Below are 14,451 nucleotides of genomic sequence, written 5' to 3'. Positions count from 1 at the left end.
GTGGACGGATGAAGATCCTGCTGGCCGGTGCGTCGGGCTTCCTGGGCACCCGCCTCGCGGCACGGCTGCGGGAGTCCGGGCACGACGTGACCCGCCTGGTGCGCCGGGATCCGGGGGCCAAGGAGGCCCGCTGGGACCCGGCCGGCGGTGTGCTCGACGCGACCGTCGTGGCCGGCACCGACGCGGTGCTCAACCTCGCGGGCGCCAACGTCGGCGGCCATCGCTGGACGGCGGCGTACAAGCGGCAGCTGCGGGACAGCCGGCTCGACACGACGGGCACGCTCGCGCGCACGATCGCGGCGCTGCCGCCCGAGCACCGCCCGGCGACGCTGCTCAACGCATCGGCCGTCGGCTACTACGGCACGGATCGCGGCGACACCACGCTCGACGAGTTCGCCTCACCCGGCGACGACTTCCTCGCGGGGCTCTGCGTCGAGTGGGAGAACGCCACCCGCCCGGCCGCCGACGCCGGGGTGCGCGTGGCGCTGCTGCGTTCCGGGCTGGTGCTGGACAAGGGCGGCGGCCTGCTCGGCCCCACCCGCCTGCAGTTCCTGCTCGGGGCCGGTGGGCGGCTCTCCTCCGGCCGGCAGTACCTGCCGTGGATCTCGATGGCCGACTGGCTCGGCGCGGTGGAGTTCCTCCTCGAACGGGATCTCGACGGCCCGCTCAACCTCACCGGCCCGCAGCCGGTGACGAACGCGGAATTCACCCGGGTGCTGGCGAAGCGGCTGCACCGGCCGGCGTTGATCCCGGCGCCGGCGTTCGCACTGAGGATCGCGCTCGGCGAGTTCGCCGACGAGATGCTGGCGAGCCGGCGGGTGATCCCCGCGCGCCTGACCGACGGCGGCTTCGGCTTCCGGCACCGCACCGTGGACGAGGCGCTGGCCGCCGTTCTGTAGAGGGATACGCTTGCCGGCGTGACTACGACGACCCGTCCGCTCACCGTGATCCGCGCCGGCACGGTGGAGTACACGGAGGCGTGGCGCCGCCAGCAGGAGATCCACGCGGAGGTGGTGGCCGGCGCCCGGCCCGACACCGTGCTGCTGCTGGAGCACCCGAGCGTCTTCACGGCGGGCAAGCGCACGGAGGCGCAGGACCGGCCGATCGACGGCAGTCCCGTCGTCGACGTCGACCGCGGCGGCAAGATCACCTGGCACGGGCCGGGGCAGCTCGTCGGCTACCCGATCGTGCACCTGGGCGAGCCGATCGACGTGGTGGCCTACGTGCGCCGCACCGAGCAGCTGCTCATCGAGGTCTGCGCCGAGCTGGGCCTGCCGACGATCCGCTCCGAGATCAGGGGGCGCAGCGGCGTGTGGGTGGCGGCGGACGCGCGGGGGCCGGAGCGCAAGGTCGCGGCGATCGGGATCCGGGTGGCGCGCGGGGTAACGCAGCACGGGTTCGCGATCAACTGCGACTGCGACCTGTCGGCGTACGACCGGTTCGTCCCGTGCGGGATCTCCGACGCCGGGGTCACCTCGCTGACGCGGGAACTGGGGCGCACGGTGACCGTCGACGAGGTCCTCCCCCTGGTCGAGCGGCGCCTCCCGATGGTGCAAGCGGCCTAGCGCCGGAGGGCGATATCGCCCGGTGTTAAAGTGCGCTCCGCCGGCACCGCCGGTGAGGACACACATCGGGAGTGGACGCTGTGGCGCTGGCCGTCGACGAACCTCAGACCGACACGGAGCAGCCGGAGCCGGCCGCTCCGTGGTGGCGGCGCGGGCTCACCCTTCTGGAGACGCTGTTCCCGGCGGCGCCCGCCGTGAGGATCACCCGGGCGCACTGGATCGCCGCGATCGTCGCCGTGCTGGCCGGCACCGCCGTGAGCCTGTTCCGGGTGAGCGGCACCGGGCCGTTCCAGACGATCTGGGAGGAAGACTCCCGCGACGTCCTCACCGACGCGCTCAACATGTCCGGGCTGAAGGCCGTCACCCGGCCGGCGGTCGGCTACTACATCATCTTCCCCCGCCTGCTCGGCGAGCTGGCGGCGCTGTTCCCGATCTCGTGGGCGGCGGCGGTCCTCTCGATCTCCTCGGCGATCGTGACGGCGCTGCTGGCCCTGACCGTGTACGTCGCCAGCGCCGCGCACCTGTCGCACCGGGTGCCACGGCTGCTCGCGGCGGCGCCGATCCTCTTCGCGCCGGTCGCCGAGAACTTCCTCTCCGAGGTCTACAACCGTCCGGTCTGCCTGCACTTCTTCGCCCTGTACACGCTGTTCTGGGTGCTGCTGTGGACCCCGCAGGGGCGCGGCGGCCGGTGGTCGGGCCTGGCGATCCTGTTCTTCACCGCGACGAGCACGGTGCTCGTGGCCGGGATGATCCCGCTCGCCGCATTGCGGGTGGTGGTGCGCCGCGACCGGTTCGGCGTGCTCGCGCTGCTGACGCTCCTCGGCGGCTCGGCGCTGCACTACTCCGCGAACGTGCGCGGGCTCACCAGCCGCAACGGCATCAACGAGACCGTCCTCGACCCGGTGTGGGCGCTGAAGATGTTCGGCGACGAGACGGTGCCCCTGTCGATGCTCGGGTTCCGCTGGGCGAAGGTGCTCGCGTTCGGGCCGGACGTGACGACGTCGGTGCTCGGCTGGCTGGTCGTGGCGGTGATCGTGGCGGTGGGGGCGTTCGCCGCGTGGAAGCGCTGGACCCGGCCGCCGTGGCTGCTGCTCACGGTCACGCTCCTGCACGCGGTGGCGCTGCACTGCATGATGGTGATGGCCGGCGGCGGCGCCGCGATGCGGTACGTGCTGGTGGTGGAGCTGCTGCTGTTCGCCGCGCTGGGGATGTTCCTGTCTCCCGCGCCACGGGAGAGTCCCGCGCCGCGGGAGACGGCCGGCTGGCGGCCCCGGTTCGACCGGCGCACCGCTCCGGTGTTGGCGCTCGCCGCGTACGTCCTCGTCGTGGGAGCGGTCAACTACCGCTTCGAGGACACCTACCGGCACAACTCGCCGCGCTGGAAGGACCAGGTCGTGGCGGCCTCGAAGATGTGCCGCGACGATCCGCAGCTGCAGCACGTCTGGATCCGGACGGCTCCGCAGCCGTGGTACTCGATCGTCTACGTGCCCTGTCACGAACTGCGCGGCTGGGACCGTCCCTGCGTGCCCCAGACGTGCCGGGACCTCAACGCCCCGCCGATGCTGCCGCCGCAGCGCGATTAGGCCCTACGCGGATGTCTCGGACTCCACTTCCGGGATCGACGGGCTCAGTACCGCCTCGGTGACGTCGGCCAGTTCCTCCACCTCGCTGTACCCGTACGCCCGCGGCGTGTGCGCCCGCAGCACCAGGCAGAACGTCCGCTCCGCCCCGAAACGCCGGTCGAGGGCCGGCAGTTGCGCCGCGAAGTGGGCCGCCATCGCGACTGTGCTGATGCCGGTCTGCCCGAACACCAGGAACAGATGCGGCCGCCCCGGCCGGCACACCCGCGCGATGATTCCGTGGTGCGCGTCGTCGCTGACCGGATACCAGGTCGTCCCGACGACGATGTCCGGCACCGTCACCCCGTCGCGGTTGCGCATCGACAGCCCCGGCAGGTAACGGCGCATATGAGCCTCGGTGCGCCGGTTGGCGTGCACGCCGGCGACGCTGAACTCCACGTCGTCGCTGGGAGCGGTCGCCTGGCCGGCGGAGAGCACCTCGGGTCGTGCGCCGGCCGAACGCACGACGGTCGCCAGTTCGAGCATGGCGGCCATGTCCCGCCGGTGCACGGCGCCGGGCTGCGAGAAGTGGTCCCCGATGACGAGCCGGCAGTCCCCGCCGACCAGCCCGTGCAGGCCGAGGAACCGGCGCAGGCGCCGGACCCGCCCGGTCGCGCGCACGCGCTGCGCGAGCCAGACTCCCGCACCGGTGATCACACTCGACCCCACGCCCAACGCCAGTTGAACGACGACCTCCGATGTCACGTCCGACAGCGTAGTGGCGAGGCACACGTGCCGCCGCCGTCCGTCACCGGCGTAGGCTTGCCGGGTGACCGCTGTCGTTCCCGAGGGCCGCAAGCTGCTCCGACTCGAGGTGCGCAATGCGCAGACCCCGATCGAGCGCAAGCCGCCGTGGATCAAGGTCAAGGCGCAGATGGGGCCGGAGTTCACCCACCTGCGCGGGCTCGTCCAGCGGGAGGGCCTCCACACGGTGTGTCAGGAGGCCGGCTGTCCCAACATCTACGAGTGCTGGGAGGACCGGGAGGCGACGTTCCTCATCGGTGGCGACCAGTGCACGCGCCGGTGCGACTTCTGCCAGATCGACACGGGCAAGCCGGCCGAGTTCGACGCCGACGAGCCGCGCCGGGTGGCCGAGTCGGTGCAGGCGATGGGGCTGAAGTACGCCACCGTCACCGGTGTGGCCCGCGACGACCTGCCCGACGGCGGGGCATGGCTGTACGCGGAGACCGTTCGCCAGATCCACGCGCTCCTGCCGGGTTGCGGCGTCGAACTGCTCATCCCCGACTTCAACGCCGAGCCGAAGCAGCTCGCCGAGGTGTTCGACGCGCGGCCGGAGGTGCTGGCGCACAACGTCGAGACGGTGCCCCGCATCTTCAAGCGGATCCGGCCGGCGTTCCGCTACGAGCGTTCGCTCGACGTCATCACGCAGGCCCGCGCGGCCGGGCTGGTCACGAAGTCCAACCTGATCCTCGGGCTCGGCGAGACCCGCGAGGAGGTGTCGCAGGCGCTGCGCGACCTGCACGCCGCCGGGTGCGAGCTGATCACGATCACGCAGTACCTGCGGCCGACGCCGCGGCACCACCCGGTGGAGCGCTGGGTCAAGCCGGAGGAGTTCGTCGAGCTACGCGAGGAAGCCGAGGCGATCGGGTTCGCCGGCGTCATGTCCGGCCCGCTGGTTCGTTCGTCGTACCGCGCCGGCCGCCTGTACAGCCAGGCCGTCGAGGCACGGGCAAAGGCCTAAGAGCTTCATCGCGACGGCCCGTCGGGGGCGCGACCGCTGCTCCCGCCGGGTCGCTTCGCTCCACGTCCGCGTGCGGTCGACAGCACGCTCTTGAATCTCTGCGCACCACGCCGACGGCGGACCCGCACGTTATGCCTCTAGACTTCGAGACATGGCGAACGCACAGCCCGAGAGGCCCGGCTTCCTCGCGAGCCTCAAGCAGCTTCCGATGGCGATCAAGTTCACGGCCAAGCGGGACAAGCTGTTCGCGCCGCTGGCTCTCGCGGCCGCGCTGGTGCCGCTGATCGCCGCCGGGGTGGCGATCGCGCTCGGGGCGAGCTGGTTCTGGCTGATCGCCGCCGTCATGACGGCGCTGCTCGGGGTCATGATCGTGCTCAACCTGCGGGCCAACAAGGCCATGATGAACGAGTACGAGGGGCAGCCGGGCGCCGCCGCCCAGATCGTGCAGAGCATGCGCGGCGACTGGCGGGTCAAGCCGGCGGTGCAGAGCACGACGCAGTTCGACATGGTGCACGTCGTGATCGGCCGGCCGGGCGTGATCCTGATCGGCGAGGGCAGCCCGTCGCGGGTGCGTTCGCTGATGAGCCAGGAGAAGCGGCGCCTCGTCAAGATCATCGGCTCGACCGAGCTGCGCGAGTACGTGGTCGGTGCGGAAGAGGGTCAGCTGACGCTGGCCAAGCTGCGGATGACGCTGATGAAGCTGCCGCGCACGATCACCGGCAAGGAGGTCAACGCCCTGGAGGCGCGGATCACCGCCCTGTCGGCCCGCCCGCAGATGCCCAAGGGCGCCATCCCCAAGAACATGCGGCCGCCGCGCGGCGCGTTCCGCGCCGCGCGGGGTCGCTAGGACGTCACCAGCGCACCGGCAGGTCCACCAGTCCGCGCATGAGGATGCCGCCACGCCACACGAGCGCGTCCGGCGGGACGGCCAGCCGCAGCTCGGGCAGCATCGCGAGGACCGTGTCGAACGCGATCTGACCCTCCGCCCGGGCCAGCGGGGCTCCGATGCAGAAGTGGATGCCGTGCCCGAACGCGAGGTGCGAGCCGTCCGCGCGGTCGAGGTCGAGGCGATCCGGGTCGACGTACTGATCGGGATCGCGGTTGGCCGAGGCGATCGAGGTGTAGACGACTTCGCCGGCGGGGATCGTGACGCCGCCGACGTCGACCGGTTCGGTGGTGACCCGGGGGGTGCCGCCGGAGAGCGGGCTCTCCAGCCGCAGGAACTCCTCGACGGCCGCCGGGATCAGGCCGCGGTCGGCACGTAGCCGGGCGTACACGTCCGGATGGGTGAGCAGGAGATAGGTGCCGTTGCCGATCAGGTTCACCGTCGTCTCGAAGCCGGCGAGCAGCAGCAGGAACGCCATCGACACCAGTTCCGGGTCGGTGAGCCGGTCGTCGTCCTCGTCCTGCACCGCGACCAGGTCGGAGAAGAGGTCGTCGGCGGGGTGGCGGCGCTTCTCGGCGATCAACGCGACGAGGTAGTCGGTCATCTGCTCGCGCCCGGCGAGAGCGTGTTCGGGGCTGCGCGGCGCGATCATCGCTCCGGTCCAGTCGCCGAACGCGTACCGGTCGGCGGGCGGCACACCGACGAGTTCGGAGATGACGGTGATGGGCAGCGGGAAGGCGAGGTCGGCGATCAGGTCGGCGTGTCCCCGGTCGACCATCGGGCGCACCAGTTCCTCGACGATGGCGCGGATGTGGGGGCGCAGCTTCTCGACCCGGCCGTTGGTGAACGCCTTGGCCACGAGGCGACGCAGCCGGGTGTGCTCCGGCGGGTCCGCGTTGAGCATGTGGAAGCCGGATCGGCGCTGCAGCGGGGGCAGCGGGTAGTAGCCCAGGTCGACGTTGACGCTCTTGGACAGCCGCGGGTCGGCGAGCAGCTGCCGGACGTCGGCGCGCCGGGTCACCAGCCACAGCCGCCCGGCGGGCGTGTCGACCGGCCGCGCCGGCGTCTCCTCGCGTAGCCGGTCGAGGGTCGGGTACGGATCGGCGTTGAACTCGGCCGCGTACAGGTCCAGCCGTGAGACGTCCGTCATGCGGAGTCCTCCGCCCGGCGTCCGGGTGCGGTGAGCGCGGCGGCGATCTCGCGGCCCCGATCGGTCCACGCCGTCGGCGCCAAAGTGGCGGGGTCGAGGCGAACGGCCAGGCGACGGCCCTCGGCATACAGCGTCGCGCGGTCCAGGGACGTCAGCCGGAACCTGTATTCGAGGCTGGTCCGGCCGAGCCGTTCGATCCAGAAGTGGACGGCGATCTCGCCGGTGCCGCGGATCGGCGCGTGGTACGTGATCGCGAAGTCCCGCACGGCGCTGAACGCGTCGGGACTGCTCGGGCGCCCGTCCGCGAACGACACGCCGCGCTCGCCCCACCACGCGACGATCGCCCGTTCGACGAGCACCGCGTGGCGGGTGTTGTGCAGCATGCCGAACTGGTCGAGGTCGTCGAAGTGGACGTACGCGGAAGCGGCGAACCCGTACGAGGCCCGCGGCGCCGCGGTGACGGTGTCGGTCATGTCGGCTCCGGTAGCACGGTCGGGTCGGTGGCGAGCGAGCGCAGATGGGTGAGCAGCGCGACGCGGGAACCCCGGCAGGTCACGGCGGCCCCGACGGCAGGCGCCTGCATGGCCGCGTACACGCCGAGGGCGTCGGTCAGGTGGACGAGCGCGGACGCGTCGATCCCCGGCGGGAGTTCGCCGATCTCGACGGCCTGCTCGACCAGGCCGGTCAGGTAGCGGACCCAGTCGGCGAGCTCCACCAGCAGCCGCTCCCGAACGGCTCCCGGGCGGGCGTTGTACTCGAAGTAGGCGTTGGCGAAGAAGAAGCAGCCGGGCTGCTTCTCCGACTCGTAGTAGGCCATCCGCCGGTCGTGGGTGGCCCACAGCCGGCGCAGGCCGCGCGGCGCCGCCACGGCCGGCCGGATCACCTCCTGCTCCCATTGGCTCCGGGCGTGCTCGATCACCGCGAGCTGGAGCGCCTCCTTGGAACCCCAGTGCGCGAAGAGGCCCGACTTGCTGAGGTTCAGCGTGTCGGCGAGCCGGGCCAGCGACAGGCCGCTGAGCCCCTCGGCGGAGGCGAGCAGCAGCGTGCGATCGAGCACGGCGGTGCGGGTGCGTTCGCCGCGTTGAAGTCGACCATCGATCATGGTCGCAGCGTATTTTATGAACGACCGGTCGTATAGTTAGTCTGGTCTTCGCACTAGTGATCCCGGTCCGCCGGAACGGCCCGGAGCACGATCGATCCGGCGAGGCGGTCGTGCCACCCGCGCCGCTGCGCGTCCATGATCAGGGCGGGCACGATGAGCGCCAGCAGGCCGCCGCGCAGCGCCGCCAGCGGGATCCCGATCGGCTTCCGGTCGGCCACCGACACGCACTTGATCCGCATGACGGCCATCCCGAACGTGTGACCCCAGAGGCCCACGAGAAATGCGTGCTGAACGACCAGGACGACGACCGGCCATGGACTTCCGGTCAAAGGGCCGAATGCCGCTCCGATGATCAGACAGATAATCCAATCGATCATCAGGGCACCGAATCGGCGGTCCAACGTCGCGATCTCCACGGAACACCACGGTATCTTTCGCACATCCGGCACGTTTTTGAGGTCGGTCGTCTAGCGTCGCCCACGGGACCAGGGTGTTCCTCGACACTCAGCGTCGCGATTGGGGCCACCGAAACATGGCGGAAACAATCGAGACATGCCCGGGCAACCGCTCGGTCATAGCGTCCCAGTCCACTAGCGACCACTTCGCGCACGAGCCTGGAGGACCGCGTGTTCGCCAACCCCGACGAGCTCCTCAGATACATCAAGGACGAAGGCGTCCGATTCGTCGACGTACGATTCTGTGACCTGCCCGGCGTTATGCAGCACTTCAACGTGCCGGTGGAGTCGTTCGACGACAAGGTCTTCAGTGACGGCCTCGCCTTCGACGGCTCGTCCATCCGCGGTTTCCAGCAGATCCACGAGTCGGACATGCTGCTGCTGCCGGACGCGGCGTCGGCTTTCGTGGACCCGTTCCGCACCGAGAAGACCGTGGCGCTGAACTTCTTCATCCACGACCCGTTCACCCGTGAGGCCTACAGCCGCGACCCGCGCAACGTGGCCAAGAAGGCGGAGGCCTACCTGGCGGCCAGCGGCATCGCCGACACGGCGTACTTCGGCCCCGAGGCGGAGTTCTACATCTTCGACTCGATCCGCCACGAGACCAGCCCCCACCAGGCGTACTACTACATCGACTCGGTCGAGGGCTGGTGGAACACGGGCCGCGAGGAGAACGGCGGCAACCGGGGCTACAAGACCACCTACAAGGGCGGCTACTTCCCGGTCCCGCCGGTCGACCACTACGCCGACCTGCGCGACCAGATCGTGCGCCGGCTGATCGACACCGGTTACACGGTGGAGCGTTCGCACCACGAGGTGGGCACCGCCGGCCAGGCCGAGATCAACTACAAGTTCTCGACCCTGCTGCACGCGGGTGACCAGCTCCAGCTCTTCAAGTACATCGTGAAGAACGTGGCCTGGAACGCCGGCAAGACCGCGACGTTCATGCCCAAGCCGCTCTTCGGCGACAACGGCTCCGGCATGCACACCCACCAGTCGCTGTGGCTGGGCGGCGAGCCGCTGTTCTACGACGAGACCGGCTACGGCGGCCTCTCCGACACGGCCCGCTGGTACATCGGCGGCCTGCTGCACCACGCGCCGTCGCTGCTGGCGTTCACCAACCCGACCGTCAACTCCTACCGGCGCCTCGTGCCCGGCTTCGAGGCCCCGGTCAACCTGGTGTACTCGCAGCGCAACCGCTCGGCCTGCACGCGTATCCCGGTGACGGGCACCAACGCCAAGGCCAAGCGCGTCGAGTTCCGCGTGCCGGACCCGTCGGCCAACCCGTACCTCGCGTTCTCCGCGATGATGATGGCCGGCCTCGACGGCATCAAGAACAAGATCGAGCCGCCGGAGCCGATCGACAAGGACCTCTACGACCTGGCGCCCGACGAGATCGCCAACGTCAAGCAGGTCCCCGGCTCGCTGCCGGAGGTGCTCGACAAGCTGGAAGAGGACCACAACTTCCTGCTCGAGGGCGGCGTCTTCACGCCCGACCTGATCGAGACCTGGATCAGCTACAAGCGGGAGAACGAGGTCGACCCGGTCCGCCTTCGGCCGACCCCGCACGAGTTCGCCATGTATTTCGACGTGTAATCAGTTTCCTTCGATCGAAGCCCGGGCCGTCCTGGCCCGGGCTTCTTTCGTTCCTCCTGAACCGGCGCACACCCGTTCTTGAGGTTGATGCTGTGCGGGTGGCGCACCCTAGCCGAAGGGCTGACAGGCGCCAATGCCCGCAACCCGTCCGCACCGGGCACCGCACCGCACCGCACCGTCCGGCCGATGTCATCGGTCACACGCGGCGCCATTCCGGCCGCCGTGCGCCGCCCCCGCGCGGCGCGGCGGAAGGAGCGGTCCATGGACGGGCGTATCTGGCGGCGGGTGTTCTCCGGGTTGGGGGTGCTGGCCCTCGCCGCGAGCGGGGGCGCCGGCGTCGCCCTCTCCCTGCGTGAGCCCACCCTCGAACTGCGTCCGCTGGCCGGCCGACCGGCGGCACCGGACAGCTACCAGCACGTTCTGGTGCGGGTGCCGGCGGGAACGCCCCGGGTGACGCCCGGCCTCGACTTCACCGCGCTGGCCCGCTACCAGGGCCGCGTCGCCGAGGTCTCCCGCACCGCCGATGGACGCCTCGTCGCCACGCTCACCGACGGGTCCACTGTGGACATCACCGGCGACGGCGCCGCGCCGTCGGACGTGCTGAGCACCCGCACGCTGCCGGAGCCGCTCGCCGCGCTGGCCTCCTCGCCGCAGGTGCGGGAGATCTCGCCGGTGGACTCGCTGACGTGGCGGGTCACCGGCGACCTGACCCCGCAGGCGGTGTCGTCGCTCACCGGCCTGTCGACCGTCGCGGACGAGCGGATGTTCCTCGACGCCGACGACACCTACCGGCACCTGCTGTGGGGGCTGGAGAACAAGGGCGGCGGGTCGTTCGACGGGGTCAGCGGCACCGCCGACGCCGACGTGGACGGCGTGGAGGCCGGCGCCCGGGCCACCGGTGCCGGCGTGGTCGTCGCGATCGTCGACTCCGGGATCCAGCCGAACCACCCCGACCTGCCGCGCCTCTGGAGCAACTCGGGCGAGGTCTGCGGGAACGGCGTCGACGACGACCGCAACGGCTACGTCGACGACTGCACCGGCTGGGACTTCGTGCACAACGACAACACCCCCTACGACACGGCCGACAACAACGACCACGGCACCCACGTGGCGGGCACGATCGCCGCGATCCCGCACAACGGCCGCGGGGTCGCGGGGCTCGCGCCCGGCGTGACCCTGATGTCGCTCAAGATCACCGCGAACGGTTCGATCTGGCTGTCGCACGCCGCCGAGGCGATCCGCTACGCCGCCGACAACGGCGCGAAGGTGATCAACGCCAGCTTCGGCTCGAACCCCGGCGCGACCCGGGCCGGTGTCTCCGTGCTGGAGGACGCCGTCGCGTACGCGCGTTCCAAGGGTGTGCTCGTCGTCGCCGCGGCCGGCAACAACGGCGTGAACATCGACAGCAAGCCGGTCTGGCCGGCCAGCCTCCCCTACGACAACGTCGTCACCGTGGGCGCCTCGACGGCGGCCGAGGGGGTGGCGTCGTTCTCCAACACCGGTGCGAGCGCCGTCGACCTCTTCGCGCCCGGCCACTTCATCGCGTCCACTGTGGACAAATCCGCGTACTCGGCCATGCAGGGCACGTCGATGGCCACCCCGCACGTGACCGCCGCGGCGGCCCTGGTGTTCTCCCGCGAGTCCGGCCTGAGCCCCGCCGCCGTCCGCGAACGCCTCATGTCGACGGCTGAGCCGTTCGGCGCGTACGCCGGCAGGTCGGTCACCGGTGGCCGCCTCAACACCGAACGCGCGCTGGGTGCGGACGGGCTGCGGGTGGAGGCCGGTGCGCTGAACGGGTTCGTCGCCGGCGAACGGCACACGGCAACGCTGACCGTGCGGGCCCCGAAGTCGCTCTTCCCCTCGGGCAGCACGGCGGCGGTGCGCGCGACGCTCTACAGCCTCGTGAACGGTTCCGTGTACGCCGTCGTCAACCACCCGGTCGCGGTGAACGGCGCGGACGGGAGCACAGACGGCGCCGCGCGGATCACGCTGACCGGCTCCGACGGGGTCGACCCGGCCGACTCGACGCTCACCGGCGGGGGTCTGCGGGTCACGTTCGCCACGCAGCTGCCGGCCGGCGAGTATGCGATCGCCGTCGACGCGGTGGCCGCCGCTCAGCCCGACTACGGGTACGGCGCACCGGCGGCGCTCTTCTTCACCGTGAACCCCGCCGCGTCGCAGACGCCGAGCGCACCGGCCGCTCCCGGTGAGCCCGCGCCGGACGGGCCGCAGGGCGGCGGCGAGACGCCGGCGAACCCGGCTCCGGTCCCCGGCGACGGCATCACCCCGCCGAGCGCGCCGGCCCCCGGCGACAGCGCGCCCGGCAAGGGCACGACGCCGGCCACCGGTGGGGAGACCCCGGGCAGCGGGGGCACGGCTCCCACCACGCCCGGCAACGGCACCGCGCCCGACAACGGCGGCTCCACGCCGGGCAACGGCTCCGCACCCGATAGCGGCGGCTCCACGCCGGACAGTGGCAACGCCACACCCGGCAATGGCGCAGCGCCCGACAACGGCGGCTCGGCACCGAACAACGGCGGCGGCTCCGCGCCGTCGGCTCCCGGCGCCGGGTCCGGCCCCGGCGCGGCCGCTCCGGCAGACCCCGCGCCCGGCGGCGACCCGGCCCCCGGCGGCGGGCAGGCTCCCGGCAGCGGCACCACCCCGGACGGCGGCACGGCCCCTGACAGCGGCACCGCTCCGGGCAACGGCGCGGCCCCCGACAACGGCGGCGGCAGCACGCCGAACACGGGCAACGGCGGCACCGCCCCGGGCAACCCGTCGACCGGCACGCCGGCTCCCCCGCCGGCCCCGGTCACGGACGACGGCATCACGATCCTGTCCGTCTCCCCGGCGAGCGGCAGCACCGGCGGCGGCAACGCCATCATGATCATGGGCCTGAACCTGCCCGAGTACCCGGTGGTGAGCATCGGCGGCAACGGCGCCTACGTGGCGGCCCGCTCGTCGGTGAGCCTGACCGTCATCGCCCCGACCGGTGTGCCCGGCGCGGCGGACGTGACGGTGGGCGACCACTCCGGCCGCACGGTGACGATGGCGGGTGCCTACCGGTACCTGGGCACCGCCGCGGGTTCCACGCCGGCCGTCGACAACCCGGGCGCGGGCGCTCCCGGCAACCCCGGGACCGGCGACCCGAACGCGGGCGGCACCCCGAACCCGGGTGTCAGCGGCCCGGCCGCTCCCCCGGCGGGACCGGCAGGCACGACCTACCGCCCGGGTCCGGCCCTCGGTGCCCCGTCGGCGCTGAACGGCCTCACCCTGGCGCCGGTCACCGGCACCAACCCGTTGGCGGGGTACGGCACCGACTGGGCGTCGTGGCGCTGCACGGCCGTGGTCTGCGGCAGCGTGCCGCTGGCCTGACCCCCGATGACCCACCCGAACGCGACGGGCGCCGCACCAACCCTCCGGGGTGCGGCGCCCGTCGTCCTGTCGGTGCGCCTTACTTGTCGACGGCGACCGCGTTGTAGGGCACGGTCCCCGGGTCGGCGACGCCGAAGCGGGCGTTGGGCAGGTAGAGCCGGTTGCCGAAGGCCGCCACGGTCGTCGGAATGTCGAAGCGGGTGTCGGTGATCTCCTTCACCTTGGTGCCGGCGGTGCCGGCCTTGTTGAGGGTGAACACCGAAATCAGGTTGTCGCGGTTCTGCACGACGTAGAGCGTGCGGCCGAGCAGGAGGAGTCCGTCGCCACGGGCCACGGAGACGCCGCCGAGGTCGACCTGGGTGGTGACGCCGGTGCGCGGGTCGACGCGGAACAGGAAGCCGAGGTTGGACTGGACGACGAGCAGGCCCTTGCCGTCCGGGGTGCGGGCGATGCCGTTGAGGTTGACGGCGCCGTCGACGTGCTGGTAAGCGCCGGTCAGGGCGAGCGTCTCGAAGCCGTCCGCGGCGGGCAGCCTGCCGTGGCGGCCGAACGGCACCTTGTAGAGCACCGCCCGGTTGGAGTCGGTGAACCACGCGGCGTCGTCGGTGAGGATCACGTCGTTGACGAACGTGTTGGGCGGCGTGGTGGCGAACCGGTACTGCGCCAGCAGCCTGCCGCTGCGGCCGTCGTAGACCCGGCCGTCGCCGCCGGTGCCGCCGGCCACGAAGAGCCGGCCGCGCGCGTCGGTCTTCATGCCGAGCGAGGGGGTGTTGGTGGGTTCGGTGATCACCTTGCCCGCACCGGTGCGCAGGTCCACGCGGTAGACCACACCGGTCCCCCGGGAACCGAAGTACGCGTAGGTGCCGATGCCGGTGGCGATGCCCTCGGGCTGGAACCCGTTGGGCAGTTGGATCGTCGTTGGGAAGGCCGCTGACGGCGCGGCCGAGGCCGGCGCGGCAGCGGGTACGAGCGCCGCGAGACCCACGGCAGTCACGACTGCC

Annotated in this window: 13 protein-coding genes; 7 read left to right on the top strand and 6 right to left on the bottom strand. The window is 71.7% G+C overall.

All coding sequences use genetic code 11. The features are described from left to right. Positions 1-8: 8 nt before the first annotated feature. The 3 genes from Val02_RS36745 (at position 9) to Val02_RS36735 (ending at position 3,148) form a co-directional block, all read left to right on the top strand. Positions 9-899, top strand: a complete 891-nt coding sequence (locus Val02_RS36745; protein ID WP_203903917.1) for a TIGR01777 family oxidoreductase — start codon at positions 9-11, stop codon at positions 897-899. 18 nt (positions 900-917) lie between these two features. Next, entirely contained in the window at positions 918-1,565 is a 648-nt protein-coding gene (lipB, locus tag Val02_RS36740; protein WP_203903916.1) for a lipoyl(octanoyl) transferase LipB, read from the top strand. 71 nt (positions 1,566-1,636) lie between these two features. Then, the gene (locus Val02_RS36735; RefSeq protein ID WP_203903915.1) at positions 1,637-3,148 is read left to right on the top strand and encodes a hypothetical protein; all 1,512 of its coding nucleotides are present in this window, start codon (positions 1,637-1,639) and stop codon (positions 3,146-3,148) included. A gap of 3 nt (positions 3,149-3,151) precedes the next feature. On the opposite strand, the gene Val02_RS36730 is transcribed toward Val02_RS36735, so the two are convergent. Beyond that, a complete protein-coding gene (locus Val02_RS36730) occupies positions 3,152-3,889 on the bottom strand; it encodes a hypothetical protein (RefSeq protein ID WP_203903914.1) in 738 nt (245 codons plus the stop codon). A 64-nt stretch (positions 3,890-3,953) separates the two neighbouring features. Between Val02_RS36730 and lipA the strand changes: the two genes are divergently transcribed. Both lipA and Val02_RS36720 read left to right on the top strand, forming a co-directional pair. After that, positions 3,954-4,886, top strand: coding sequence for a lipoyl synthase (lipA, locus tag Val02_RS36725; protein ID WP_203903913.1), 933 nt, complete (start codon positions 3,954-3,956; stop codon positions 4,884-4,886). Between the two features lie 151 nt (positions 4,887-5,037). After that, positions 5,038-5,733: a DUF4191 domain-containing protein gene (locus tag Val02_RS36720; RefSeq protein ID WP_203903912.1), complete on the top strand. Its 696-nt coding sequence runs from the start codon at positions 5,038-5,040 to the stop codon at positions 5,731-5,733. A 4-nt stretch (positions 5,734-5,737) separates the two neighbouring features. On the opposite strand, the gene Val02_RS36715 is transcribed toward Val02_RS36720, so the two are convergent. Genes Val02_RS36715 through Val02_RS36700 form a run of 4 tightly spaced genes read right to left on the bottom strand, consistent with a single transcriptional unit; the run spans position 5,738 to position 8,440 of the window. Further along, entirely contained in the window at positions 5,738-6,922 is a 1,185-nt protein-coding gene (locus tag Val02_RS36715) for a cytochrome P450 family protein (protein WP_203903911.1), read from the bottom strand. Continuing rightward, positions 6,919-7,395, bottom strand: a complete 477-nt coding sequence (locus Val02_RS36710) for an acyl-CoA thioesterase (RefSeq protein WP_203903910.1) — start codon at positions 7,393-7,395, stop codon at positions 6,919-6,921. The genes Val02_RS36715 and Val02_RS36710 overlap by 4 nt, the downstream gene beginning before the upstream one ends. Then, entirely contained in the window at positions 7,392-8,024 is a 633-nt protein-coding gene (locus Val02_RS36705; RefSeq protein WP_203903909.1) for a TetR/AcrR family transcriptional regulator, read from the bottom strand. The genes Val02_RS36710 and Val02_RS36705 overlap by 4 nt, the downstream gene beginning before the upstream one ends. 53 nt (positions 8,025-8,077) lie before the next feature. Beyond that, positions 8,078-8,440, bottom strand: a complete 363-nt coding sequence (locus Val02_RS36700; RefSeq protein WP_373318001.1) for an RDD family protein — start codon at positions 8,438-8,440, stop codon at positions 8,078-8,080. A gap of 210 nt (positions 8,441-8,650) precedes the next feature. Between Val02_RS36700 and glnA the strand changes: the two genes are divergently transcribed. Both glnA and Val02_RS36690 read left to right on the top strand, forming a co-directional pair. After that, on the top strand, positions 8,651-10,075 hold the full coding sequence (glnA, locus tag Val02_RS36695; RefSeq protein ID WP_203903907.1) for a type I glutamate--ammonia ligase: 1,425 nt from the start codon (positions 8,651-8,653) through the stop codon (positions 10,073-10,075). Positions 10,076-10,336: 261 nt separating this feature from the next. Continuing rightward, positions 10,337-13,450, top strand: a complete 3,114-nt coding sequence (locus Val02_RS36690; RefSeq protein ID WP_203903906.1) for a S8 family serine peptidase — start codon at positions 10,337-10,339, stop codon at positions 13,448-13,450. A 79-nt stretch (positions 13,451-13,529) separates the two neighbouring features. Here the strand turns inward: Val02_RS36690 and Val02_RS36685 are convergent, their stop codons facing one another. Continuing rightward, the gene (locus Val02_RS36685; protein ID WP_239153618.1) at positions 13,530-14,444 is read right to left on the bottom strand and encodes a superoxide dismutase; all 915 of its coding nucleotides are present in this window, start codon (positions 14,442-14,444) and stop codon (positions 13,530-13,532) included. Between the last annotated feature and the right edge of the window lie 7 nt (positions 14,445-14,451).

This window comes from Virgisporangium aliadipatigenens, assembly GCF_016863615.1.
In the GTDB taxonomy this organism is placed as follows: Bacteria; Actinomycetota; Actinomycetes; order Mycobacteriales; family Micromonosporaceae; genus Virgisporangium; species Virgisporangium aliadipatigenens.
This window is presented reverse-complemented; position numbering and strand designations above follow the sequence as displayed.

What these genes read in the sequence shown, in the direction of transcription:
- Val02_RS36720 (WP_203903912.1), top strand. Translation starts at nt 5,038, where the DNA reads ATGGCGAACGCACAGCCCGAGAGGCCCGGCTTCCTCGCGAGCCTCAAG.
- Val02_RS36705 (WP_203903909.1), bottom strand. Translation starts at nt 8,024, where the DNA reads ATGATCGATGGTCGACTTCAACGCGGCGAACGCACCCGCACCGCCGTG.
- Val02_RS36745 (WP_203903917.1), top strand. Translation starts at nt 9, where the DNA reads ATGAAGATCCTGCTGGCCGGTGCGTCGGGCTTCCTGGGCACCCGCCTC.
- Val02_RS36715 (WP_203903911.1), bottom strand. Translation starts at nt 6,922, where the DNA reads ATGACGGACGTCTCACGGCTGGACCTGTACGCGGCCGAGTTCAACGCC.
- Val02_RS36710 (WP_203903910.1), bottom strand. Translation starts at nt 7,395, where the DNA reads ATGACCGACACCGTCACCGCGGCGCCGCGGGCCTCGTACGGGTTCGCC.
- Val02_RS36690 (WP_203903906.1), top strand. Translation starts at nt 10,337, where the DNA reads ATGGACGGGCGTATCTGGCGGCGGGTGTTCTCCGGGTTGGGGGTGCTG.